The 24,293-nt window shown below is 69.8% G+C and carries 22 protein-coding genes and 1 pseudogene; 11 read left to right on the top strand and 12 right to left on the bottom strand.

Translation table 11 applies throughout. From position 1 onward, the window contains the following. Positions 1 to 4: 4 nt before the first annotated feature. Positions 5 to 877, top strand: coding sequence for an SDR family oxidoreductase (locus tag C4V41_RS29595; protein WP_103959279.1), 873 nt, complete (start codon positions 5 to 7; stop codon positions 875 to 877). Here the strand turns inward: C4V41_RS29595 and C4V41_RS29590 are convergent. Further along, the gene (locus tag C4V41_RS29590) at positions 783 to 1,331 is read right to left on the bottom strand and encodes an alpha/beta hydrolase (RefSeq protein WP_407670071.1); all 549 of its coding nucleotides are present in this window, start codon (positions 1,329 to 1,331) and stop codon (positions 783 to 785) included. The genes C4V41_RS29595 and C4V41_RS29590 overlap by 95 nt on opposite strands. Before the next feature lie 280 nt (positions 1,332 to 1,611). Here C4V41_RS29590 and C4V41_RS29585 point away from each other — a divergent pair, with 280 nt between their 5' ends. The 6 genes from C4V41_RS29585 to C4V41_RS29560 are packed head-to-tail and all read left to right on the top strand — an operon-like array spanning position 1,612 to position 8,492. Next, entirely contained in the window at positions 1,612 to 2,772 is a 1,161-nt protein-coding gene (locus C4V41_RS29585) for an ROK family transcriptional regulator (RefSeq protein WP_103959217.1), read from the top strand. Between the two features lie 12 nt (positions 2,773 to 2,784). Continuing rightward, entirely contained in the window at positions 2,785 to 4,269 is a 1,485-nt protein-coding gene (locus C4V41_RS29580) for a sugar ABC transporter ATP-binding protein (RefSeq protein ID WP_103959216.1), read from the top strand. Then, positions 4,269 to 5,276 carry an ABC transporter permease gene (locus C4V41_RS29575; protein WP_103959215.1) on the top strand — a complete coding sequence of 336 codons (1,008 nt, stop codon included), beginning with the start codon at positions 4,269 to 4,271 and terminating at the stop codon, positions 5,274 to 5,276. Before C4V41_RS29580 ends, C4V41_RS29575 begins: the two co-directional genes overlap by 1 nt. Continuing rightward, entirely contained in the window at positions 5,273 to 6,319 is a 1,047-nt protein-coding gene (locus C4V41_RS29570) for a substrate-binding domain-containing protein (protein ID WP_103959214.1), read from the top strand. The genes C4V41_RS29575 and C4V41_RS29570 overlap by 4 nt, the downstream gene beginning before the upstream one ends. 17 nt (positions 6,320 to 6,336) lie before the next feature. Beyond that, positions 6,337 to 7,488, top strand: coding sequence for a Gfo/Idh/MocA family protein (locus tag C4V41_RS29565; protein WP_103959213.1), 1,152 nt, complete (start codon positions 6,337 to 6,339; stop codon positions 7,486 to 7,488). Next, the gene (locus tag C4V41_RS29560) at positions 7,485 to 8,492 is read left to right on the top strand and encodes a sugar phosphate isomerase/epimerase family protein (RefSeq protein ID WP_103959212.1); all 1,008 of its coding nucleotides are present in this window, start codon (positions 7,485 to 7,487) and stop codon (positions 8,490 to 8,492) included. The genes C4V41_RS29565 and C4V41_RS29560 overlap by 4 nt, the downstream gene beginning before the upstream one ends. 423 nt (positions 8,493 to 8,915) lie before the next feature. On the opposite strand, the gene C4V41_RS29555 is transcribed toward C4V41_RS29560, so the two are convergent. The 3 genes from C4V41_RS29555 to C4V41_RS29545 form a co-directional block, all read right to left on the bottom strand. Then, positions 8,916 to 9,662, bottom strand: coding sequence for a DUF1772 domain-containing protein (locus C4V41_RS29555; protein ID WP_103959211.1), 747 nt, complete (start codon positions 9,660 to 9,662; stop codon positions 8,916 to 8,918). A gap of 120 nt (positions 9,663 to 9,782) precedes the next feature. Then, the gene (locus C4V41_RS29550; RefSeq protein ID WP_146103820.1) at positions 9,783 to 11,408 is read right to left on the bottom strand and encodes an FAD-dependent monooxygenase; all 1,626 of its coding nucleotides are present in this window, start codon (positions 11,406 to 11,408) and stop codon (positions 9,783 to 9,785) included. Between the two features lie 83 nt (positions 11,409 to 11,491). Next, entirely contained in the window at positions 11,492 to 12,109 is a 618-nt protein-coding gene (locus tag C4V41_RS29545; protein WP_103959209.1) for a TetR/AcrR family transcriptional regulator, read from the bottom strand. Positions 12,110 to 12,205: 96 nt separating this feature from the next. On the opposite strand from C4V41_RS29545, the gene C4V41_RS29540 reads away from it, so the two are divergent. Continuing rightward, the gene (locus C4V41_RS29540) at positions 12,206 to 12,574 is read left to right on the top strand and encodes a DoxX family protein (protein WP_103959208.1); all 369 of its coding nucleotides are present in this window, start codon (positions 12,206 to 12,208) and stop codon (positions 12,572 to 12,574) included. A gap of 31 nt (positions 12,575 to 12,605) precedes the next feature. Here C4V41_RS29540 and C4V41_RS29535 read toward each other — a convergent pair whose 3' ends face one another. Genes C4V41_RS29535 through C4V41_RS29520 form a run of 4 tightly spaced genes read right to left on the bottom strand, consistent with a single transcriptional unit; the run spans position 12,606 to position 16,819 of the window. After that, the gene (locus C4V41_RS29535) at positions 12,606 to 15,023 is read right to left on the bottom strand and encodes a DUF7824 domain-containing protein (RefSeq protein ID WP_103959207.1); all 2,418 of its coding nucleotides are present in this window, start codon (positions 15,021 to 15,023) and stop codon (positions 12,606 to 12,608) included. A gap of 43 nt (positions 15,024 to 15,066) precedes the next feature. After that, positions 15,067 to 16,152: a zinc-binding dehydrogenase gene (locus C4V41_RS29530; RefSeq protein WP_103959206.1), complete on the bottom strand. Its 1,086-nt coding sequence runs from the start codon at positions 16,150 to 16,152 to the stop codon at positions 15,067 to 15,069. 26 nt (positions 16,153 to 16,178) lie between these two features. Beyond that, entirely contained in the window at positions 16,179 to 16,370 is a 192-nt protein-coding gene (locus tag C4V41_RS29525) for a ferredoxin (RefSeq protein WP_103959205.1), read from the bottom strand. Then, a complete protein-coding gene (locus C4V41_RS29520) occupies positions 16,367 to 16,819 on the bottom strand; it encodes a pyridoxamine 5'-phosphate oxidase family protein (RefSeq protein WP_200824300.1) in 453 nt (150 codons plus the stop codon). Before C4V41_RS29520 ends, C4V41_RS29525 begins: the two co-directional genes overlap by 4 nt. A 74-nt stretch (positions 16,820 to 16,893) precedes the next feature. On the opposite strand from C4V41_RS29520, the gene C4V41_RS29515 reads away from it, so the two are divergent. Then, complete coding sequence (locus C4V41_RS29515; protein WP_103959203.1) at positions 16,894 to 17,535, top strand: class I SAM-dependent methyltransferase; 642 nt, start codon at positions 16,894 to 16,896, stop codon at positions 17,533 to 17,535. On the opposite strand, the gene C4V41_RS29510 is transcribed toward C4V41_RS29515, so the two are convergent. The 4 genes from C4V41_RS29510 to C4V41_RS29495 form a co-directional block, all read right to left on the bottom strand. Then, complete coding sequence (locus tag C4V41_RS29510; protein WP_235030448.1) at positions 17,532 to 18,527, bottom strand: DUF1702 family protein; 996 nt, start codon at positions 18,525 to 18,527, stop codon at positions 17,532 to 17,534. The two genes, C4V41_RS29515 and C4V41_RS29510, sit on opposite strands and share 4 nt — an antisense overlap. A 116-nt stretch (positions 18,528 to 18,643) precedes the next feature. Continuing rightward, positions 18,644 to 19,702 carry a glycoside hydrolase family 15 protein gene (locus tag C4V41_RS29505; RefSeq protein WP_103959201.1) on the bottom strand — a complete coding sequence of 353 codons (1,059 nt, stop codon included), beginning with the start codon at positions 19,700 to 19,702 and terminating at the stop codon, positions 18,644 to 18,646. Further along, a complete protein-coding gene (locus C4V41_RS29500; RefSeq protein WP_200824299.1) occupies positions 19,699 to 20,409 on the bottom strand; it encodes a class I SAM-dependent methyltransferase in 711 nt (236 codons plus the stop codon). The genes C4V41_RS29505 and C4V41_RS29500 overlap by 4 nt, the downstream gene beginning before the upstream one ends. Positions 20,410 to 20,412: 3 nt before the next feature. Beyond that, positions 20,413 to 21,675, bottom strand: coding sequence for a glycosyltransferase family 4 protein (locus tag C4V41_RS29495; RefSeq protein WP_235030447.1), 1,263 nt, complete (start codon positions 21,673 to 21,675; stop codon positions 20,413 to 20,415). Positions 21,676 to 21,932: 257 nt separating this feature from the next. Here C4V41_RS29495 and C4V41_RS29490 point away from each other — a divergent pair, with 257 nt between their 5' ends. After that, on the top strand, positions 21,933 to 22,955 hold the full coding sequence (locus tag C4V41_RS29490; protein WP_103959200.1) for a GDP-mannose 4,6-dehydratase: 1,023 nt from the start codon (positions 21,933 to 21,935) through the stop codon (positions 22,953 to 22,955). Between the two features lie 230 nt (positions 22,956 to 23,185). Beyond that, a pseudogene (locus tag C4V41_RS66175) lies at positions 23,186 to 23,902 on the top strand (hypothetical protein); the annotation flags it as partial. Positions 23,903 to 24,293 lie beyond the last annotated feature (391 nt).

Below are 24,293 nucleotides of genomic sequence, written 5' to 3'. Positions count from 1 at the left end.
TTCGATGCTTCGGTTCGATGACAGGGTCGCGATCATCACGGGGGCGGGGCACGGCCTCGGCAGGTCGCACGCGCTGCTGCTGGCCGAGCGGGGCGCCAAGGTCGTCGTCAACGACCTCGGGGGTGCGCTCGACGGCTCGGGCGCCTCGGCGGGGCCCGCCGCCGAGGTGGCCGACCTCATCACGAAGAACGGCGGCCAGGCCATCGCCAACGCCGACAACGTCGCCACGCCCGAGGGCGCCAGGGCCATCGTGCGGGCCGCCGCCGACGCGTTCGGCCGGGTGGACATCGTCGTCAACAACGCCGGCATCCTGCGGGACAAGTCGTTCGGCAAGATGACGGCGGAGGACTTCGACGGGGTGCTGGCGGTGCACGTACGCGGCTCCTACCTGGTCAGCCAGGCCGCCTACCCGTTCATGAAGGAGGCCGGCTACGGGCGCATCGTCAACACCTCCAGCCCGGCGGGCCTGTTCGGCAACTTCGGCCAGGCCAACTACTCCACCGCCAAGATGGGCCTCGTGGGCCTGACCAAGACGCTCGGCATCGAGGGGGCCCGCAACGGCATCAAGGCCAACGCCATCGCGCCCATCGCCTGGACCCGGATGACGGAGGCGCTGCTGCCGGCGGAGTTCGAGGCCAAGTTCACGCCGGAGCGGGTAAGCGCGCTGGTGGCCTACCTCGGGCACGAGTCGTGCGAGGCCAGCGGCGAGGTCTTCACCGTCGGGGGCGGGCGGGTGGCGCGGGTGTTCGTGGCGGAGGGGCCGGGCTGGAAGACCGACGACCTCACGCCCGAGGCGATCGCCGACAACTGGGAGACGGTGATGGCCGAGCAGCCTTACGTGCTGACGGCGTCCGACTCGATGAAGGCGATGCTCTAAGGCTTTTCGCTCCCACCGCCGGGCACACCACCTCGGCGGTGGGGACCTTCCTGTCCAGCAGGTACGCCTCCACCGCCTGATTGACGCAGCGCACGCCCGATCCGTACGCGGTGTGCGACCCGCCCTCGTACGTCACCAGGGCGGAGCCGGGAAAGCCGGACCGGAGCTGCGTGACCGCCACGTAGGGGACCACGGTGTCGCCGGTCGTGCCCACGATCATGATCGGCGAGGGCGGCCTGCGCGGACCGCTCAGCCACAGATCACCGGCGACCGTGTCCCAGCCCTGGCATTGGAGCTCGTTCCACGCCGCCCAGTTGCCGAAGATCGGCGCCTTCTTGCGGACCACCCTCGCCTGCGCCTCGACGAGCTCCGGCGTCGGCCGCGATGAGGTGTCGTTGCAGGTGATCGCTCTATAGGCGTCCCAGGAGAAGGCCCCGGACCGCTCGAGCGCCATGGCCGCCGCGTAGAGAGCCCGGCCGTCGCGGGCGAAAGCACCACCCGTGTGAGGGGAGAGCGGGGGCTGGCCCCACCACAGCAGAACGGAGACGATCGGGGTCGGCAGGACGACCAGGAGAGCACGACGGATCAAGGCAGGTTCCCCAGGCCGCAACAAGCACCGAAATGTGCCGAAATCTAAGCACAAACCGGTCTTTGTTCGATCTTCGGCGGAAGTTGGGCGAGTTTGGTCGATTCCCGCTCTTGATTTGCCGCATCGGTGATCTTACTGTTTCGACATGACCCCCCAGCCGGGCTCGGCCGGCGACGTGCTGACGCTGATCAGCGCGGGCTCGGCGACGACCCGTTCCGATCTGGCGAGGCTCACGGGCCTGGCCAGGTCCACGATCTCCCAGCGCGTCGACGCGCTGATCGAACGTGGCCTGGTCGAGGAGACCGAGAGCGGCGAGTCCACCGGTGGCCGGCCACCACGGCAGTTGCGCCTGCACACCGAGGACCACGCCTTCGCCGGCGTCGATCTGGGTGCCACGCACTGCCGGGTCGCCCTGATGGACATCTCCGGCAACGTGCTGGCCGAGTGCGAGGACGGGCTGCTGATCGGCGAGGGGCCCGAACAGGTGCTCGCGCACGTCAGCCAGCGGCTCGACCACCTGCTCGACCAGGTGGGACGGCCCCGGGTGGCGCTGCGCGCGGTGGGGATCGGGGTGCCGGGCCCGGTGGAGTTCGCCACCGGACGGCCGAACAATCCGCCGATCATGCCGGGCTGGAACGACTACCCCATCCCCGAATACTTCGGCGGCGGGGTCGAGGTCCTGGTCGACAACGACGTCAACGTCATGGCGCTGGGGGAGCACCGCAACGCCTTCCCCGGCACCAGCCACCTGCTGTTCGTCAAGGTCGGCACCGGCATCGGCTGCGGGATCATGGCCGAGGGCAAACTGCACAGGGGCGCCCAGGGTTCGGCCGGCGACATCGGGCACATCCGGGTCAGCGGCCACGAGGACGCCGGCTGCCGGTGTGGCAACAGCGCCTGCCTGGAGGCCGTGGCCGGCGGGGCCGCGATCGCGCGCCGGCTGACCGAGCTGGGCCTCGCGGCCGAGTCGGGGGCCGACGTCGTGGCGCTCGTACAGTCGGGCAACACCCAGGCGCTGCGGCTGGTCAGAGAGGCCGGCCGGCTCATCGGAGAGGTGCTGGCGAGCCTGGTCAACTTCTTCAACCCCGAGGTCATCGTCATCGGCGGCGCGTTGTCGCGGGTGCACGAACATCTGCTGGCCGGCATCAGGGAGACGGTCTACCGCCGGTCGCTGCCGCTGGCCACGCACCATCTGTCGATCACGCGGAGCCGTACCGGCATCAACGCGGCCGCGCTCGGCGCGGGGATCCTCGCGATCGAGCACTATCTGTCACCCGACAACATCAACCGCATCGTCAACGCCTGAAAGGGACTCCCGATGCTGGTCATGAAGGGCATCGTCAAGCAGTTCCCCGGCGTGCGCGCGCTCGACGGGGTCGATCTGGACGTACGGGCCGGCGAGGTGCACTGCCTGCTCGGCCAGAACGGCGCCGGCAAGTCCACCCTGATCAAGGTGCTGGCCGGAGTCCACCAACCGGACGAGGGCACGATCGTCTTCAACGAGACGGAAGTACGCCCGAACAGCCCCATCGACGCCATCAAGCTGGGTTTCGCCACCATCTACCAGGAACTGGACCTGGTCGACGGGCTCAGCGTGGCCGAGAACATCTTTCTCGGCCACGAGCACGCCCGCTTCGGCTTCGTCAACAGGGCGGCCGCCCGGCGCGCCGCCCGGGAGGTGCTGGAGCGCCTCGGTCACGGCGAGATCCGTCCGTCGATCGAGGTCGGACGGCTGTCGCCGGCCGCCAAGCAGGTGGTCTCGATGGCCCGCGCGCTCTCCCACGACGCGCGCCTGATCATCATGGACGAGCCGTCTGCCGCCCTCGCCCACGACGAGGTCGCCAACCTCTTCCGCATCATCCGCGAGCTCACCGCCCAGGGCGTGGCCGTCGTCTACATCTCGCATCGCCTGGAGGAGATCCGCGAGATCGGCGACCGCGTCACCGTACTGAAGGACGGCCGCACGGTCGCGGTCGGCCTGCCCGCCCGCGACACCCCCACCACCCAGATCGTCTCCCTCATGACCGGCAGGAACGTCGAGTACGTGTTCCCGCCCCGTGGCGGGCGCACGCTGGGCGAGGAGGTGCTCCGCGTCGAGGGGCTGAGCGCCAAGGGGGTCTTCGCCGACGTCTCGTTCTCCGTGCGGGCGGGCGAGATCGTGGGCCTGGCCGGCCTCGTCGGCTCGGGCCGCTCGGAGATCCTCGAAGCCGTGTACGGCGCCCGCCCGGCCACCGGCCGCGTCCTGCTCGACGGCAAGCCGGTACGCCGTGGCGTCGTCAGCACCGTCAGGCGCGGCATGGGCCTGGCCCCCGAGGAGCGCAAGGCCCAGGCCCTGCTCCTCGACCAGAGCATCACGGCCAACATCACGCTGGGCAGCCTGCCGGAGTTCGCCAGGTTCGGCTGGATCGACCGCAAGCGCGAACGCGACGAGGCCAGGCGGCTGTCGGAAATGCTGGACATCCGGCCACCCGACACCGAACGTCCGATCAGAAACCTTTCCGGGGGCAACCAGCAGAAGGCCGTCCTCGCCCGCTGGCTGCTCGGCAGCCGCAAGCTGCTCCTGCTCGACGAGCCCACCCGAGGGGTGGACGTCGGCGCCAGGGCCGAGCTCTACGCCGTGATCCACGACCTGGCCGAGCAGGGCATCGGCGTGCTGCTGGTCTCCAGCGAGGTGCCGGAGGTGCTCGGCCTGGCCGACCGGGTGCTGGTGCTGCGCGAGGGATCGGTCATTCACGAGGGCGACGCCACCGAGCTGGACGAGCACCGCGTACTCGACATGATCATGAATGGGAGGGCGGCGTGATGAGCGAGCCCACAACGGACCGGGCCGCGGGGAAGGCGGCCGCCCCGGCGCTGCCCGCGTTCCGAGGGGTCAGCGAGATGCGACATCTCGGGCTCCTCGGAGCGCTGGCGCTGCTGATCGTCGTCGGCCTGGTCACCCGTCCGGAGAACTTCGCCACCGCCTCCAACCTGGTCAGCATCCTGTCCCTGGCCGCCACCATCGGCGTGATCACGGTCGGGGCCACGTTCGTGATCATCGGCGGCGGCATCGACCTGTCGGTGGGCGCCGTCATGGCGCTGGCCTCGGTCTGGGCGACGACGCTGGCCACACAGTCGTACGGGCCGGTGGTGATGGTGATCTGCGCGATCCTCGTCGGCACCGGGGCGGGGCTGGTCAACGGGTTACTGATCTCGTACGGGCGGCTGGTGCCGTTCATCGCCACCCTGGCCATGCTCGTCGCCGCCCGCGGGCTGGCGCAGCGCATGTCCGACCGCAAGACGCAGCTCATCCAGAGCGAGAACTCCTCCCTCGTCGAGCTGTCCACCACGCGCCTGCTCGGCGTCCCGCTGCTGGTCTACATCTTCGCGCTGGTCGTGGTGCTCGGCTGGATCGTGCTCAACCGCACGACGTTCGGGCGGCGCACGTACGCGGTCGGCGGCAACCCCGAGGCGGCCCGGCTGGCCGGCATCGACGTACGCAAGCACACGATGCTGCTCTACGCGCTGTCGGGGCTGTGCTGCGGCATCGCGGCCGTCCTGATCATGGCCCGCACCACGACCGGTTCGTCCACCCACGGCGACCTGTACGAACTCGACGCCATCGCCGCCGTGATCATCGGCGGCACGCTCCTCACCGGGGGGCGTGGCACGATCGTGGGCTCGATCCTGGGCCTGCTGATCTTCACCCTCATCACCAACCTCTTCATTCTCAACGGGCTCAACACCAGCGACCAGCTGATCGCCAAGGGCCTGATCATCGTCGTCGCCGTCCTTCTCCAGCGGCGGAACCTGAAGGAGAGAGCACCATGAGTGACAACGTCGCGCGCAGGGGATTCCTCGTCGGCGGGGCCGTACTCTTAGCGGCTGGCTGCACCAGCAACGAGCCGGCGGCCGCACCGACGTCCGCGGCCGCGGCGCCCGCTCCGGCGCCCAGCGGCAACGACCAGCCGGGCACGAAGGTCGTGATCGGCTTCTCGGCGCCGGCCGCCGACCACGGCTGGATCGCGGCCATTGCCAAGAACGCCGAAAGCGCCGCGAAGCAGTACACCGACGTCGATTTCAAGCCCGTGGAGCCCACGAACGACATCAACCAGCAGATCTCCGCGGTCGAGTCGCTGATCGCGGCCAAGGTGAACGCGCTGGTCATCCTGCCCAACGACGGTCAGCAGCTCAACCAGGTCGCGCTGCAGGCCACCCAGGCGGGGATCCCGGTCATCAACCTCGACCGCATCTTCCCCGACAAGCTGGCGTACCGGACCTGGATCGGCGGCGACAACTACGGCATGGGCGTGGCCGCCGGCCACTACATCGGCAAGCAGCTCAAGGACAAGGACGTGTCGAACCCGGTGATCGTCGAGATCCAGGGCATCGCCACGCTGCCGCTGACACAGGACCGCAGCAAGGGCTTCGCCGACGCGCTGAAGACGTACGGATTCAGCGTGACGGCCAAGCAGGACGCCAAGTTCACCGTCGAGACCGGCAACCAGGTGGCCACGTCGCTGCTCCAGGCACACAAGAAGATCGACGCGCTCTGGAACCACGACGACGACCAGGGCGTCGGCGTGCTGGCCGCGATCAAGGAGGCCAGCAGGACCGAGTTCATCATGGTCGGCGGGGCCGGTTCGCTGAACGCGATGAAGGAGATCCAGTCCGGCTCCTCGGTGTTGAAGGCCACGGTCACCTACAGCCCGACCATGGCCTCCTCGGCGATCAAGCTCGCGCGTCTGATAGCACAGGGGAAGGGCATGAGCGATCTGGTGGAAAACCAGGTTCCCCAGTCGATCACGCTCGCGTCCGAGACCATTACCAAGGACAACGTCGAGAAGTACCTGGCGCTCGGCTTCGAATCCTGATCCTGATCGGGGGTTGCATGTCAGACAGAACCACCATCGGCGTGGGCATGGTCGGCTACGCCTTCATGGGCCGTGTCCACTCCCAAGCCTGGCGGAGCGTGGGGGCCTTCTTCGACCTGCCGGTGACACCGCGGATGGCGGTGCTCTCCGGCAGGTCGAAGGAGCGTACCGAAGCCGCCGCCGCGCAGCTCGGCTGGGCCGATATCGAGACGGACTGGAGAGAGCTGGTCAAGCGTGACGACGTGCAGATCGTCGACATCTGCACGCCTGGCGACTCCCACGCCGAGATCGCCATCGCCGCGCTGCAGGCCGGCAAACATGTGCTCTGCGAGAAACCGCTGGCCAACACCGTCGCCGAGGCTCAGGCCATGGTGGCGGCCGCGGCGGCGGCGCCGGGCAAGAGCATGGTGGCCTTCAACTACCGGCGGGTGCCCGCGATTGCGCTCGCCCGCCGGTACGTCGAAGAGGGACGACTCGGTGAGATCCGGCACGTACGCGCGCAGTACCTGCAGGACTGGATCGTCGACCCCGAGTTCCCGCTGGTCTGGCGGCTGCAGAAGGACAAGGCCGGAGCCGGCGCGCTCGGCGACATCGGCTCGCACATCGTGGACGCCGCCCAGTTCGTCACCGGGCAGAACGTGGTGGGCGTCTCGGCGCTGACCGAGACGTTCATCAAGGAACGTCCGCTGGCGTCCGAGTCGGCCGGCCTGGGCGCGACCGCGTCCGCCGAGAAGGGCACCGTCACCGTCGACGACGCGGCGCTGTTCATCGGCCGGCTGTCGGGCGGCGCGGTGGCCTCGTTCGAGGCCACCCGGTTCGCCAACGGGCGCAAGAACGCGATGCGCATCGAGATCAACGGCTCGCTCGGCAGCCTGGCGTTCGACTTCGAGGCCATGAACGAACTGTGGTTCAGCGCCAACGGCGGCGGATTCGAGCGGATCCTGGTCACCGAACCCGACCACCCGTACGTCGGCGCCTGGTGGCCACCCGGCCACGGTCTCGGCTACGAGCACACCTTCACCCACGAGATCAGGGACTTCCTGGAAGCGGTCGCCACCGGAGCCGACCCCACGCCGTCGTTCGCCGACGGGCTGCGCGTGCAGCGGGTGCTGGAGGCGGTCGAGCGCAGCGCGGCTGAGGGCAGCCGCTACACGAACGTGGAGGACTGATGCGACCGGTCACGCTGTTCACGGGACAGTGGGCGGACCTGCCCTTCGAGGAGGTCTGCCGGCTGGCGGCCGAATGGGGCTACGACGGCCTGGAGATCGCCTGCTCGGGCGACCACTTCGACGTCGCCCAGGCGGTGGCGGATCCGTCCTACGTGGATCAGAAGCGCGCCCAGCTCGACAAACACGGCCTGAAGGTGTGGACCATCTCCAACCACCTCGTCGGCCAGGCGGTCTGTGACCACCCGATCGACGAGCGCCACAAGGCCATCCTCCCGGCCCGCATCTGGGGCTCGGGCGACCCCGAGTCGGTACGCCAGGCGGCCGCCGAGGACATGAAGAACACCGCCCGCGCCGCGGCCCTGCTGGGCGTGGACACCGTGGTGGGCTTCACGGGCTCGTCGATCTGGCACACGGTGGCCATGTTCCCGCCGGTGCCCGCCTCGATGGTGGAGGCCGGCTACCAGGACTTCGCGGACCGGTGGAACCCGATCCTCGACGTCTTCGACGAGGTCGGCGTCCGCTTCGCCCACGAGATCCACCCGAGCGAGATCGCCTACGACTACCACACGACCGTGCGCACCCTGGAGGCCATCGGCCACCGGCCCGCGTTCGGCCTCAACTGGGACCCGTCCCACATGGTCTGGCAGGACCTGGACCCGGTGGCGTTCATCCTGGACTTCAAGGACCGCATCTACCACGTCGACTGCAAGGACACCCGCGTCCGCGTCGGCGACGGCCGCAAGGGCCGCCTGTCGTCGCACCTGCCGTGGGCGGACATGCGGCGGGGCTGGGACTTCGTCTCGACCGGGCGCGGCGACGTGCCCTGGGAAGACTGCTTCCGGGCGCTGAACTCGATCGGGTACGAAGGTCCGATCTCGATCGAGTGGGAGGACGCGGGCATGGACCGCCTCGACGGGGCCAAGGAGGCCCTGGGCTACATCCGCAAGCTCAACTCCATCACCCCACCCACCACCGCCTTCGACGCCGCCTTCTCCACCACGTAGCGGGGCCTGCACGCAGGGCCTTCCATCGATCAGCGCTTCGCGCACGAAGTTCCAGACAGCGCCTCCCAGGGGGCTCCGCCCCCCTCGCCCCCCCGAAGGGCGAGGTCCTCGCGACGGGGGGCGCTGGCGCGCCTATGAGCCTCGGGCCGCGTCCTGTGGGGGCCCGCCCCCGGCGATCGCGCACCCCGATGTGGGCCGGCGGGCGAAAAGCCGTCCAAAGACCTTTGGGAGTGTCGATTCGACGCCACGAGCCGGACTTCGAGGGGCCTCCCGGCATCCTGTGACCGGGGGCCGGACCGGCTGAGGGCGCCCCGTGAGCCCCCGCCGGACCGTGAGCGGCCTCGATCGGGCCTGGCCGTCACGTCGTCGCGCGGGACGAGGCCGACGTGATCGTGGCGCGCTGGATCGGGTCGTGCTGCGGGGTCAGTCGTCGAAGTGGTCCCATTCGTCCCACAGGTACCACTGCAGTTCGTGGTCCCACGGCTCCCAGTAGATCTCGTCGTAGGGCTCCCAGTCGCCGGGGTCGTGCAGGGCCGCGGTGGGTGTGGTGGTCTCCGCCAGGGCCGGGGCGGTGAACAGGGCCGTGGCCCCCAGGGCGAGCAGGGGTATGAGTCGGCGCACCTGCGTGTTCCTTTCCGTGAGGTGATCGCTACTAGCTGTAGCAGAGCGGGAAGGCGCCGGAGGTGGTGCCGCGCCGGGTCGGCGGCGGGTTCGGGTGGCCAGGATGACCAGGGCGAATGCGGTGAGGGCGGTGAGCGTCCGCAGGGTGTGGAAGGTCTCCCAACGCCGCAGGATGTCCTCGTACCCGGCCGTGGGGGTGGTGGTGGCCCAGCGCCGGATGTGGGCGTGCAGAGGGATGTTGCCGAAGACCGTGATCAGGAGTGTGGCCAGGGCCGACGAGGCCGCTCCGGCGGCCAGGCGGCGGGGCGTTCCGCCGGAGGTGAGGGCCAGGGCGATCGTGGACAGGATGGCCAGGGCCATCGCCGTCTGCATGACCGGCTCGTTGACCCGCATCATCGCCGTGTGGAACGTCAGGCGCACTTCGAGCGGCACGACGCCGAAGGTCGGGACGACGTTCGCCGCGCCGTACCCGAACGCGCCCGCGAGCAGCCCGGTGACCAGCGTCGCGAAGGCATGGAGAGAGGCGGGTGGCTTCCGAGTGGCTTTCATGAACTGAGATGGTCTCCCGCGCGGGGGGTCCCGGTCGTCATGTGAGGGAAGACATCTGCGCCTACGCCCCTGGGAGGTGTCTAAGACGAGCCTGCTCTCAACCGCCCCGGAAGAGGGATGTCACGGGCGGGCGCCCAAGGCGCGGAAGTAGTCGTTCACGGGTGTGAAGTCGACGCTGTCTCCGCGAAAGCCGACGTACTTGTCCGGGCGGATCAGGTACAGGCTGGGGCGGCGCACGCCGTAGCGGTTGTGCGCCTCGCTGCGCAGGTCGGCGAAGACCCCGTCCATAGGGTCGTGCGGCAGGTGGCCGCGGGTGATGACATGGACCTCGCCGTGCCCGGCCATCGCCTCGTGCGCGGAGGCCCGCCAGGCGGCCAGGGTGGCCGAGTCCGTCGTGTCCGCCGCGAACAGGACGAGATGGTGGCCCGGTGTCCGGAGGATGTGCCGGAGCGCCACCGGTCCCTCACGGGTCTCCATGTAGGCGTCCCGTACCAGCTCGCCGGCCTCCGGTCCGGCGCAGGCGACGTCGCTCCATGCCCTGGCTTGTGATTCGTGCCAGCGTTCGAAGACGAGGTCACTGTCGCGGTAATGGACGAGGTGCTCGCCGAAGGCGTTCGACAGCCGCTGCTGTACGGGATTGAGCCGGCCGAACAGGCGCAGCGCGTGCCGTCTGACTCTGCGGGCGACCAGCGTGCTGCCGGTGGCGGCCTTCGTGGTGGCCGAGGTCGCCTCGACCACGGATTTGACCACAGGCCATCGTTCGGCCTCATAACTGTCCAGGAGGGACTCCTCGGCACGCCCGGTGGCGACGAGCGCGAGTTTCCAGCCCAGGTTGTAGGCGTCCTGCATGCCCGTGTTCATGCCCTGGCCGCCCACCGGGCTGTGACTGTGCGCGGCGTCGCCGGCCAGGAGGACCCGGCCTTGCCGAAGGCGGTCGGCCAGGCTCTCACGGGCCACGAACGACGAACTCCACTGCAGATCGCGTACGTGAGAGTCCAGAGGGGTGCGTTCGGCGACGTAGGCGGCGAAGTCGTCCAGCCCTGGAGTCCGTGGCGGCCGGTCGTCCGGCGTGCTGGCCAGGATACGCCAGTAGCCCCCGACCATGGGGAAGACGGCCACGAGGCCGGACTTGCCGAAATAGACGTGGAAGCGGTCGCGCGTGAGCGGCCAGTCCGCGACGACGTCGCCCAGGATGAACCCTCGCTTGAGGTCGGTTCTCTTGCGGGTGATTCCCGCCGTCTCGCGTACGGTGCTATGGGCGCCGTCGGCGCCGATCAGCCAGCGGGTCTCGCACCGTTCGCCGTGTCCGTCCTCGTGGCCGAGTTCCACGCTGACGCTGTGCTCGCCGGCCTGCTGCCCGACCAGGCGGGTGCCCCATTCGATGGTTACTCCGAGTTCCTCGGCGCGCTCGCGCAGCAGCGCGACCGTCTGCCATTGCGGGATGCACAGGTCCAGCGGGAACGGGGAGTCAACGGCCGTCACGTCCATCTCGGCCAGGGCCGTGGTGCCTTGGTAGAAGTTCAGCGTGTGAAGGGCGACGCCTCGTTCGATGGCGGCTTGGGCCAGTCCGAGATCGTCCAGCATTTCCAGCGATCTCGCCACGATCGACACCGCTCGGCTCTCCCGGTGGTCGGCGCGCCCGGCGTCGATGATGCGGGGGATCACTCCCCGCCGTGCCAGGTCGATGGCCAGCACCAGGCCGGTCGGCCCCGCGCCGACGATGAGAATGTCCGCTTTCGTCGTCACAAGCTCTCCTATTTAGAACGAATGATCGTTCTCTTTAGAAGAGCACAGGTGGCCCGCGGCCGTCAAGAGCGAATGTTCGTTCTCTATTGGGTGGCTTGCGCGGGCGCCGACATCAGGGCTCGCATGCCGTTCCTGAAGGCCGTCGAATCCGCGTGGCCGTATACCGCGCGGCGCACCAGGAACCCGTCGACCAGGGCCATCAGGACATCGGCCACGTGCTCGGCGGGGACGTCGGCGGGAAGCAGCCCGCGCTGCTGATGCCGCGCCACGAGGCCACCGACCACGCCGCGGGCCTCCGCCATGACCTCCTTCAGTTTCGTGCGCAGCGACGGCGATCGCAGCGCCTCCGCCCAGACCTGGACCAGGAACTGGGCCGACTCCAGTGAGCCGGACAGCGGCGGGCGATCGACCGCCAGCACGAGATCGACGATGTTGTCCAGATCCGGCGGCCGCGCGCCGTCGTCCGCCTCGTCCGCCTCGAACGCCGACGCGAGCTCGGCGAGAGCCTCGGCGGCGGTCGCCGCGATGATGTCGTCCTTGCTCTTGAAGTAGCGGTAGACGGCCCCGGCCGACAGTTCGGCCTCGGTCAGCACGTCCTGCATGGACGTGGCGTGGAAGCCGTTGCGGATGAAGCGGCGCCGGGCGGCGTCCAGGATCTGGCGGCGGCGGGCTTCGAGGTGCTCCTTGGGCATGCGTGCCATGGGACCTCAACGTAGAACGAACATTCGTACTTGACAACTTCGCCGCTCCTCTCTTAGAAAAGGAATGTTCGTTCTCTTTCTGGGAAAGGTCGTCTCATGGCGTTCGCCGCCAACACATTGAGCGCTCTGGTCGCTCTCGTCTTTCTGCTCGCCGGCGCCCAGAAGGTCTTGCTTCGGGATCCCGTGACGGCCAACCTGCTCAGGCTCGGCGTTGGTTCGACGATGACCCGGGCGATCGGCGCCCTGGAGATCGCCGGCGCGCTCGGGCTCGCGGCCGGTCTCTGGCTCAGGCCGCTGGCCATCACGGCCGCGGCCGGTCTCACGTCGCTGCTGGTCGGCGCAGTGGGATTCCACCTCCGCGCCCGCGACTTCACGCACCGGCGCCACCGCTCCCACGCCGTGGCGCCCGTGGTGCTGGCCGCGGTCACCGGAACGACCACGGCCTTGTTGCTCGCGACTTCCTGAGCGGCGTGGCCGGCACCGACATGTGAGGGAACTACGCCTCTGGGCGTACCTGGCGCAGGAGGCGGCGGGACTCCTGGACGAGTCTGCTCGAACCGCCCCGGGCGGCGATCGCCGCCACGTCGGGGAGGTCGGCTCTGGCCCGGGTCAGCGTCGCCGCGGTGGTGGCGGTGGCCAGGAGGTCGGCGAGGCCGGCGCGGGGGCGATCGCCGTCGGCGGGCAGCAGGCCCGGCAGGAGCCACGTGATCAGCTCCCATACCGTCTCGTGCGCGCCGGCCTGGGCGGCTTCGGTGAGGACCGAGGCGGCGCGGTTGAGCTTGACGTAGCCGGCCTCCGTCAGCGTCGCCAGCGCCTCGGCCAGCTCCGCGATCGGGACCTGGTCGCGGGCGGTGAGGATGAGCAGCGTGTCGGTGGCGGCCGCCCTCCCGCCGGGGGTGATGTGGCTCATGCAGAAGGCGAGGGCCCAGGCCATGCCGTGCCCGATCGGCCCGTCGGCGTGTGCCAGTTCGGGCAGCAACTCGTAGCCGGTGCTGCTTGATTCCATGACGTACGGCAGTTGGCAGGCGAGGTGGAAGGCCAGGAGCTCACGGTGTGACGGTGTGACGAGCGATGTCCAGAGAAGGAAGGGGCGGCCGGGTTCGCTGGTGAACAGGGTGTGGAACGGCTCCGGCAGGGTGACGTCGAGGCCGAGGTCGCGCCACGGGAAGCCGCCGACGCCCTTGCGGGGGCGCCGCTCGTTGGTGACGTGGAAGTCGGGCAGCCCGCCGTCGCGCATCCAGGTGGCGCAGGTCCTGCCCGCCTCTGAGGTCAGCTTGTCCGCCCGGGCCAGGGTCTGGTCGTCGATCTCGCGGGGGAGCCGGAGCAGAGCCTGCGTGAGGTCGGCGGGTAGCGCCTCCAGGCCGGCGGCCTCCAGGCGGTCGAATCGGTCGAGGAGCACGGTGGGATCGACGTGGCCGGTGCCGCGTGTGGGCGTGGCGAGCAGGAGGGGGTAGGTGGTGCCTTCCTCGAAGGCGGTGGCCAGTTCGATCGCGCGATGTTCGTAGAGGTGATCGAACGTGTCGTCGACGACCAGGCGGCGGCGTTGTCTGCTGCGCGCGGGCGAGAAGAACGCCGCGAAGGCGCGTTGGAGGGCTGTGTACGGCGCCCATTGGGCATCGGAGACCTTGACGCCGGGGCGTAGGGCTTCACGCAGGGTCTCCGGCTCGCGGTGAGACCATTCGGCCAGCCCGGCCAGCACCCGTTCGAAGCCGTGGGCGTCGTGGCCTCGGAGGAGGGCGGACAGGTCGCGGGCGAGGTCGGCCGGGGAGGTGATGGGCGGGGGCATCTCCGGGGGCGGGGGCGCGGTCAGGGCCGGGGCGGTGGTCGTTTCGTCGGTGGGCACGTGGCCGTACGCGGTCGTGATCTGTTCGCGGAGCTCGGCGGGTAGGCCGGTGGCGCTCTGCCTGATCGCCTCGCGGGCGGGTTCGCCGGCTCGGGGGGCGAGCTTGACGGCCAGGCGGACGGCGCGGGTCTGCAGGGTGAGGGCGTCCTGCGTGAGGAGCGCGGACATGGCGCGTAACACGCCGTCCACCCGTTCAGGGCGTACGGACTCGCCGGCCCAGGAGATGGCCGCCCCCAGCAGCTTCTTCTCGCGCCGGAACGACAGTGCCTCCAGGGCCTCGACGAACGACGCGTCGTCCAGGCGTCCGGCGCCGTCCAGGAGCCGTAACCGTGCCAGGGCCAGGGCGGCCACCGCGCCGGGGGCGGAGGGTATGAGGCTTACGTAGTCCTTGGCGTGTGCGGCGGTTTCGTCGAGATCGGGGTCCAGGCGGTCGTGCAGGGTCGCCAGGGCGGTCAGGCCGGCCGGGCCGTCGCGCAGGAGCCGGCCGATGGCGCCGTCGATCACGGTGGTGCGGTCGAGCAGGCCGTTCTCGACGAGCTTGATGATCGTGCCGACCTGCCACTCGATGACCTCGCCGAGGCCGTCGATCTCGAACAGGGGGTCGCGGGCGGCCGTCAGTGGGCCGAGGGCGCGTAGCCAGCCGACCTTGAAGCCGTCGTCGCCGGGTGGTTCGATGCCGCTTTCGCGGACGAGTGCGGCGGCCACCTCCCAGTGCTCCAAGCCCGGCGGACGGACGCGGGCCGCGATGCGGCGGGCCGCGTCCTGCCGCCACTCCTTGGGGCGTCGCCGCAGCAGGGCGAGCACCTCGTCCGGGGCCGGCGCCCGGGTGAAGTCGCGTCTGAACAGCCACGCCGTCACCGCCGCCGGGCCGCTCATGCAGCCGGCGCCCGCGACCAGCAGCGGTGCGAACCGGTCTTGGTGGGTCCACCAGGGCGTCAGGCCGCGCAGGTAGCCGGGCAGCTCGGCGGCGACCGCCTGGCGGCCGGGCTCGTCGAGCCCGGCGACCAGGTCGTGGACGCCGGTCGTGTGGCCGGCCTCGATCAGGGGGAGCAGGTGGGCCCACGCGTTCATGCGGGAACCCTAGCCATGCCCGCCGACAAAGCGGCCCGAGCGGTCAGTCCATGAGGACGATCTGGCGGAGCACCTCGCCGCCCTTCAAAGCCTCCACGGCGTCGTTCAGGTCGGCCAGGCGGATGCGGGAGCTGATCATCGATTCGAGGTCCAGCTTGCCGGCCTTGTGGAGCTTGGCGAAGTAGGGGAAGTCGTGCCGGACGTCGGCTTCGCCGTACAGGCTGGACAGCAGGTTCTTGCCCTCGAACAGCAGGCTGAAGGCGGAGATCGACACCATGTCGTCCATCGCGCCCGCCCCGACCACGATGACGTCGCCGCCCTGGCGGGTGAGCTGCCAGGCGCTCTGGATCGTGGCGGACTTGCCGACCACCTCGAAGCCGTAGTCGAAGCCGGCGCCGCCGGTGAGCTCGTTGAGGGCGTCGGGGGTCTGCTCGGGCGTCACCGCGTGGGTCGCGCCGACCTTCTTGGCCAGCTCGTGCTTGGACTCCAGCGGGTCCACCGCGAGGATGGTCCTGGCGCCGGAGACGCGCGCGCCCTGGATGACCGACAGGCCGACGCCGCCGCAGCCGATCACCACGACCGTCGAGCCAGGGCGTACTTTGGCGGTGTTGATCGCGGCGCCCACGCCGGTCGTGATGCCGCAGCCGATCAGGGCGGCGGCCTCCCAGGACACGTCTTCGTCGATCTTGATCGCGCCCTGCCAGGGCACGATGATCTCTTCCGCCCAGGTGCCGCAGCCGGCCATCCCGAACACCGTCGATCCGTCCCCGAGCCGGAAGTTGCCCTTGGTGAAGCCCTCGATGACGTACTTCATGCACAGGTACGGCTGGCCCCCCACGCACAGCTCGCAGTCCTGGCAGGCCGGCCGCCAGTTGATGACGACGTGGTCGCCCGGCTTGACGGAGACGACCTGCTCGCCCACCTCGACGACCTCGCCGGCGCCCTCGTGGCCCAGGATGAGCGGCACGGGTTGCGGCAGCACGCCCGTCATGGCCGACAGGTCCGAGTGGCAGACGCCCGTCGCCCTGATCCGCACGCGCACGTCCGCCGGGCCGACGGGAGCCAGGGTGACGTCGTCGCGGATGTCGAGCTTGTCGTTGCCTACAGCGTGCAGGATCGCGGCGCGCATGTGGGGTTCCTCCTCGTGCCTGGGGGCTATTCCTCGAGGGAAAGGGCTGCTTTGGGACAGGACCTGACCGCGTGGCGGACGCGGTCCTGCTGGTCGGGCGGGGGTTCGGGCAGCAGAATGTGGAGCTGGTCGTCGTCGTCGAGTTCGAACACCTCGGGTGCGAGCCCCATGCACACGGCGTTGGCCTCGCAGACCAGCTCGTCCACCTTGACCTTCATGTGAGCCTCCTGTGGTCCCATGAGACCACTTTGGTGCGCTCGACGACGTACGCAACCCGCTTGAGACCGGTTTTCTCGACATAGGGGCGGAGCAGTTCGTCCGGTACGCCGGGAGTCATCCTGCGGGCGATCATCAGGCCGATGGCCATGACCTGGTCGCGGTCGTCCACCTGCCGCACTTTGCCGTACACCAGGACGCCCCGCAGCTCGTTGTAGTCCTCGCCGGCCTCGATCAGGCAGCTCACGCGAGGGTCGCGGGTCAGGTTGCGGGTCTTCTGCGCTTTGCCGTAGGTCCAGAAGGCGATGCGTCCCTCGTCCAGCCCGTAGAACATCGTCACCAGATGCGGCGTTCCGTCCGCGTTGATGGTGGCCAGCTGCAGCTTGCGTGAGCCCTCCAGGAACGCCGTGACCTCGTCGTCCGACATCGTGATGCGAGCGCGCTGATTCACGCTGCCAAGTAGAACAGGTTGCAGAACGGCCCGGCAAGAGTCCGCTGGAATGTTATTCGGTTCGGCTAGGGTTCATGCCTATGACGATGCCGTCAGAGCTGCTCTACGCAGCGAAGCACGCCAAGGGATTCATGCCGCCCGCCGAGGGTCTGGCCTTGTACGAGACGGCCTGCCGCTACGGCAAACTCGGCCCGATCTGCGAGATCGGCACCTACTGCGGCAAGTCCGCCATCTATCTCGGCGCCGCGGCCAGACAGGCCGGATCCGTGGTCGTCACGGTGGACCACCACCGGGGCTCCGAGGAGATCCAGCCGGGCTGGGCGCACCACGATCCGACGCTGGTGGACCCCCGGTTCGGCAAGATGGACTCGCTGCCGACGTTCCGCACCACGATCGCGGCCGCCGGGCTGGAAGAGGAGGTGATCGCGATCGTCGGGAGGTCGGAGCGGGTGGCCGGGCTCTGGAACAGGCCGCTGGGCATGCTGTTCATCGACGGCGGTCACTCCGAGGAGCCGGTGACGCGCGACTACGAGGGCTGGGCGCCGCACGTCATGACCGGCGGCGCGCTCGTCTTCCACGACGTCTATCCGGATCCGGCCACGGGCGGGCAGGCGCCGTACCACGTCTATCAGCGGGCGGTCGCGTCGGGCGCCTTCGGCGAGGTGGCCGTGGAGGGCTCACTGCGGGTTCTGGAACGCGTGGGACCAGGCATCTAGAGCCGGTGGCGGCGGGTCCAGGAGCGGCGGGTCTGTGACTGCCAGTTCTGGAAGTCCTCGTGCGTGTGCGCCTCGTGCCCGAGCGCGATGAGCGCCTGGTCCGTCCACGAGGCCGCCTCCTCGGGCTCGGCCCCCGCCAGGATCGGCACGGCCTGCGCCACGTGGTCGGGCAGTTCGCCCGACCGCAGCCGGGCGGTCACGGCGAACGCGCACCCCTGCGCCAGGTGCGCCCTGAACCCGTCCGCCCCCGCGTGTTCGGTCAGCCACCACAGCTCGTCGGCCTCGGCCCCGCCCGTGTACGTCGCCGCGAACCCGATCCCGCTCCACAGGTCCGCCCGCCGCCCCGCCGGATATCCACAGATGCGGGCGGCGGCGTCGTCGGGCGAGGCGCAGTCGTGATACCAGAGGAGCCGCCCCAGCCCCTGGTCGAACACCGCGCAGTGCGCCCGCGTCAGCAGATCGGGCATCGTGCGCTCGCCCACCATGCGATCGGCCCTGGCCAGGCTCCACTGGAACCCGAACCCGTCCACCGCCAGCCACCGCAGCAGCGGGTGCGCCCGCCGCGCGCCCCAGACCGGGCGCAGCCGCAGCAGCGCGTACCCGCGCCCGGCGCCGAGGTAGGCGGCGTGGCGGTGATGCTGGGCGGGGCCGGCAAGTAGCTCGTGAAGGCGCCGGCCCCGAGTCAGAGTGAGGAGATCGAGTACGGTGCAGGCGGCGGCCGCGCCTTCGTAGCCGAAGGGGCGCTGCGCTTCCGGAATCTCCTCGATCTTCTCCACTTCACGCGACATAGCCGCGTTGAAGCCGAAAACATACGACTTTTCGGCATTCGTGAAGACCGTCCGAGTAGCTCCGCCCCTGAGCCGGAACCTGCGCCGGCTCAGATCGGACTCCAGCGGATCCTTGGCCAGGAACCTCCGCAGCCCTCTCGCAGGTGACAGTGTCGGCTCAGTCCTGACCTGGTCCAAGAACGAAGTTGTTCCCGTGTCGCCCACGCTTCCCCCGAAGACGCCTCGTACGTCACTCAGAAGCTAGTAAGCGCCATGCGCCGGTCATCGGCGGCGCACCGGATTTCCCGGCAAAGAACCCGCAAAAGCCCTTGTGCGCCGGATCAGTGGCCTTCGGCCGAGGCGCGCAGCCCCGTGTCGGCGGCGCACCCGCACACGTCCGGGTCGAACACGGACGTACCCGCGAGATCCCTGAACAGCCCCGCCCCCGCCGAGAACCCGGACAGCGCGTCGGCCGCCAGAATCGTGGCGGCGGCGGTGTAGCCGGAGCGCTCGTGGGGGAAGTGCTTGCGGTTGGCGAACTGCCAGCCGGTCCAGTACGAGCCGTCCTCGTGCCGTAGGTGCTGCATGTCGGCGAACAGCGCGACGGCCCGCTCCCGGTCGCCCAGGGCGTCCAGCGCCAGCACCAGCTCGCACGTCTCGGCCCCCGTCACCCACGGCTGGTCGGACACGCAGCGGATGCCGAGCCCCGGCACCACGAACGTGGCCCACTCGCGTTCCAGCAGCTCGAACGCCTGCCGGCCGCGTACCGCGCCGCCGAGCACCGGGTAGTACCAGTCCATGGAGTAGCGGCTCTTGTCCGCGAACGCCTCGGGGTGCGACGTCAGCACGTGGGCCAGCCGGTCGGCGGCCAGCTCCCAGTGCGGCTGCGGGTCGCCCAGGTGCTCGGCCAGCAGCACGCCGCAGCGCAGGCCCTGGTGGATGGAGGAGCAGCCGGTGAGCAGCGCGTACGCCGAGGGCCTGCCCAGCGCGTCGCGCTCCCACACGATCTCGCCCCGCTCGGTCTGCAGCCCCGCCACGTAGTCGAGCGCGGCCTTGACCATCGGCCAGCTCTCCTCGGTGAAGCGCTGGTCGCCGGTGACGAGGTGGTGGTGCCAGATGCCGGCGGCGATGTAGGCGGCGTGGTTGGTCTCGCCGCCCAGTTCGGTGGGCACACCGTCGACCAGCTTCATCGGCCAGGAGCCGTCGGCGCGCTGGTGGCGGGCCAGCCAGGCGTAACCACGGCGCACCGGCTCACCGAGGCCCGCGACGGACATCGCCATCAGGCACTCGATGTGGTTCCAGGCGTCGACGTGCCCCTCCGGCCACGGCACGCCGCCGTCGTCCTGCTGGATCGCCGCGATGGACTCGGCCGTTCGTACGACCTCCTCGCGGGAGATCATGGCTTCTTGACGTACAGGACCACGCTCTTGCCGATGACCGGGTTGAGCAGGGCCTCGGCGATCCGGGTCGCGGCCGGGCGCTTCATGATGTCCCAGACCAGCAGCTCGTGGTACGCCTTCGCGAGCGGATGGTCGTCGTTGTTGACCCCCACCGCGCACTTGATCCACCAGTAGGGCGCGTGCAGGCCGTGAGCGTGGTGGTGCGGGCCGATCTCGAAGCCGATGGACTTCAGCTTGGCCGACAGCTCGGCCAGCGTGTAGATGCGGACGTGGCCGCCGGGAGCGGTGTGGTAGTCCTCGTCCAGGGCCCAGCAGATCCGCTCGGGCAGGAAGCTCGGCACGGTGATCGCCGCCGTGCCACCGGACTTGAGCACGCGGAAGAGCTCGCGCATGGCCGCCATGTCGTCGGGGATGTGCTCCAGCACCTCGGCCGCGATGACCCGGTCGAAGGTGCCGTCCTCGAACGGCATGTCCAGCGCCGTGCCCTGGACCGTCTCGCCGGTGGCGTCCGGCGGCACCTCGCCCGCCTTGTCCATCGCCGCGAACATGGCCGCCACGCTGTCCAGCTCCGCCTGGTCCATGTCGAACGCGGTCACGTTCCCGCCCCGGCGCAGCACCTCGAAGGCGTGCCTGCCGCCGCCGCAGCCCAGGTCGAGCACGCGAGTGCCGGGGCCCACGGGAAGGCGGGCGAAGTCCACGGTCAGCACTGGTCAGCCTCTCCTTTTATGGTTCTCGATGGCCTCGTGGTACGCCTCGACGGTCTTCTTGGCCACGACACGCCAGGTGTAGCGCTCCATGACGCGGTCGTATCCGGCCTTGCCCACGCGCTCGCGCTCCTCGGGGGAGTCGTGCAGGCGGCGCAGCACCGTGGCCAGCTCCTCGGCGTCGCCCGGCGGCACCTGTACGGCGGCGTCGCCCACGACCTCGGGCAGCGCGCCCGTACGGCTGGCGACCAGGGGCGTGCCGCAGGCCATGTGCTCGACGGCGGGCAGCGAGAAGCCCTCATAGAGCGAGGGCACGACGGAGATCTCCGAGGTGGCGATCAGCTCGCCCAGCTCGTCGTCGGAGATGCCGTGCACGAAACGCACGCGGTCCTGCAGGGACAGCTCCTGGACGAGCTGCTCGGTGGGGCCGCCGGGGGTGGGCTTGCTGACGACGGTGAGGTGCACGTCGCGTTCGGTGGCCAGCTTCGCCACGGCGCGCAGCAGCGTCGCGACGCCCTTCATGGGGGAGTCGGCGCTGGCCACGGCCACGATCGAGCCCCGGCGCTTCGGCTTGTCCGGGCGCGGGTGGAAGTAGCGGGTGTCCACGCCGAGCGGGATCAGGCGCATGTTGGCCTGGGGGACGTTGAAGTCGCGGTGGATGTCGGCCAGCGACGACTCGCTGACGGTCAGGATGGGGCTCAGGCGGGGCGCGACGCGGGACTGCATCTTCACGAACCCGTACCAGCGGCGCATGCTCAGCTTCTTGCCGCCCTTGGCGGCCTCCAGCTCGATGCGGCGGTCCACGCTGATGGGGTGGTGGATGGTGCCGACGACGGGGAACATCTTCTGGATGCCGAGGAGGCCGTACCCGAGGGTCTGGTTGTCCTGGACGACGTCGAAGTCGCCGACGCGCTTCTTGAGCTCGCGGTGGGCGCGCAGCGTGAACGTCAGCGGCTCGGGGAACCCGGCGGTCCACATCGTGCCGACTTCGAGCCAGTCGATCCAGTCGCGGTATTCGTGCAGCTTGGGCGTTCTGAACGGGTCTTCGTCGCGGTAGAGGTCGAGGCTGGGCACCTCGCGCAGGATGACGCCCTCGTCCAGCTCGGGATACGGCTGGCCGGAGAACACCTCGACGTGGTGACCGAGCGCGACCAGCTCGCGGCTGAGGTGGCGGAGATAGACCCCCTGGCCTCCGCAGGTGGGCTTGCTGCGGTAGGACAGCAGCGCGATCCGCAGCGTTCCGGACCCCCGCAGCGTTGGCTCCTGCACGGACACCCCTTTCTCCGCCGGTAGGGCCCTGAGCCGGGCGTGTACCGTGAAAGATGACCTTAGTCCGAGAAGGCTACCATTCGGTAGGTCGGCTGGAATTGTTCACAACGACCGCTAAAGGCCGTGCCAACTGCGACGTTGCTGCAACCGAGCGTGGTTCGGTGGAACGTGTTCTAGCTGGCGTGATGCCCTATCGAGGCGCTTAGCTGTACATTCCCGTCTCAAAGGGATGGGGTAAGCGATCGTTGGAGGACCCCTTGGCCAGGCGCGCTCTGATCACCGGCATCACCGGCCAGGACGGTTCCTATTTGGCGGAGCATCTGCTCGACCAGGGGTACGAGGTCTGGGGGCTGGCACGCGGCCAGGCGAACCCGCGCGTGTCCCGGATGCGGAAGCTGCTCGCGGACGTGCAGGTGGTGCGCGGGGACCTGCTGGACCAGGGGTCGCTCATCTCGGCTGTGGAGCGGGTGCAGCCGGACGAGGTGTACAACCTGGGGGCGATCTCGTTCGTGCCCATGTCGTGGGAGCAGGCGGAGCTCACGGCCGAGGTGACCGGGATGGGCGTGCTGCGGATGCTTGAGGCGATTCGCGTGTGCTCGGGCGTGTCGCGGGGTGGTGGAGGGTCGGCGTCAATCCGCTTTTATCAGGCTTCGTCCTCCGAGATGTTCGGTCAGGTGAGCGAGACGCCGCAGACCGAGCGCACCGCGTTCCATCCGCGCTCGCCGTACGGGGTGGCCAAGGCTTATGGGCACTTCCTCACGCAGAACTACCGGGAGTCGTACGGGATGTTCGCGGTGTCCGGAATCCTGTTCAACCACGAGTCGCCGCGCCGCGGGGCCGAGTTCGTCACCAGGAAGGTGTCGCTCGGGGTGGCCAGGATCAAGCTGGGGCTGGCCACGGAGCTGCGGCTGGGCAACCTGGAGGCGCGCCGCGACTGGGGGTTCGCGGGCGACTACGTCAAGGCCATGCACCTGATGCTGCGGGCGGCCAACCCCGAGGACTATGTGATCGGGACCGGGCGGATGAAGTCGGTCAGGGAGCTGGTGGAGGCGGCGTTCACGGCGGCGGGGCTGGACTGGGAGCAGTACGTCGTGACCGACCAGGCGCTGCACCGGCCGGCGGAGGTGGACCTGCTGTGCGCGGACCCGAAGAAGGCGCGGGTGCAGTTGGGCTGGGAACCTCGCGTCTCGTTCGACGAACTGGTCGCTCTGATGGTCGAAAGCGACCTCCGCCTCCTCTCCGAAGGCGGCGACCCCGATCAGGACAGCTCCTGGCCCTAAAACATCATCATCCGTTACGCGCTGCCGTGGCCTGCCACCCGCCGTCGCGGGCTCGCCTCTGTCCAGGGAAACGGCCTCTGACCGTTCAGTGGCGCACCACCGCTACGGGCGCACTGTTGGCCCCGCCGCGTGGTCTTGCCTTGACCCACCTCCTGTGGATAACCGGCCCCCATCCACAGAACCCCATTCGGCGCACCCCCGCTCCCCGCTACCGGCGCACCCTGAGCGGCATGACCCAGCACCCCCGCCCCACCCCACCCGCCACGACTGACGAGCATCATGGGCCCACCATGTCCACCGAGCCCTCGCCCCTGCTTTTGGTCGAGCGGGCCAGGCGGGTGACCCAAGGAGTTCTCCAGGCCGTCGTCTGCGGGCGGACGGCGGCGCACATGTGGGGCCTGGAGATCGGTGCCACCGCCGAGCCCGGCTGGCCCATCGAGCTGACCGCCCCAGCCCACCTGGCCCTCCCCAACTGCGTCACCTACCTGGCGCCACTTCCCCGCGACGACATCACCCTCCACCGAGGCATCCGCCTGACGACGAGGGAGCGCACCGCCCTCGACTGCGCTCGCCGGCTGCCGCGCCTGGAAGCCGTGGCGATCCTCGACCAGTTCGCCCGCCGGGGCGTCGACCTGGAGGCCCTGTGGCACCGCCCGCTCAACTCGTGGACCCTGCGCGACACTCTCAGCCTCGCCGACCGCGGAGCCGCCTCACCCAGGGAGAGCTGGCTCCGGGTCATCCTCGTCGAGGGCGGCCTGCCCAGACCCACCACCCAGATCCGGGTCGACCTGGGCGAAGACCGCTTCGCCTACCTCGACCTGGGCTGGGAGGAGTTCAAGGTCGCGGTCGAGTACGACGGCCAGGAACACCACACCTCGCCGGCGGACCGGCAACACGACGCCGACCGCCGAGACGAGCTCCGGCGAAAGGGCTGGCGCGTGATCGCCGTCCGCCGAGACGTCATCCCCGCCCAAACCGCCGACCTACTGGAGCACGTGGCGAACGCCTTGATCGAACGCGGCTGGCGCCCAGCCCCGGAAGTCACAAAACGCATCCTCACCCGCATCCGCGCCGCCCGCCGCAAATCCCGCCACCGCTTACCCACCCCCCGTTCGCGGCCCCGAACGGGACAGAACCGCAGGCCCACGCCGTTCGGTTTCAGCCCGTTCGGGCCCCACGTTGTCGGCTGGGCGGGCTTGTGCCGTTCGGACCGACGCCGTTCGGACCGACGCCGGCTCGGACCGACGCCGGCTCGGGCCGACGCCGGCTCGGGCCGACGCCGGTTCGGGCCGACACCGGTTCGAGTCCACGCTATTCGGGCCTGCGCCGTCCAGGATC

The organism is Nonomuraea solani (assembly GCF_900108335.1).
Taxonomy (GTDB): Bacteria; Actinomycetota; Actinomycetes; order Streptosporangiales; family Streptosporangiaceae; genus Nonomuraea; species Nonomuraea solani.
Note: the sequence above shows the minus strand (reverse complement) of the source record. Positions and strands in the feature narration are given on the sequence as shown.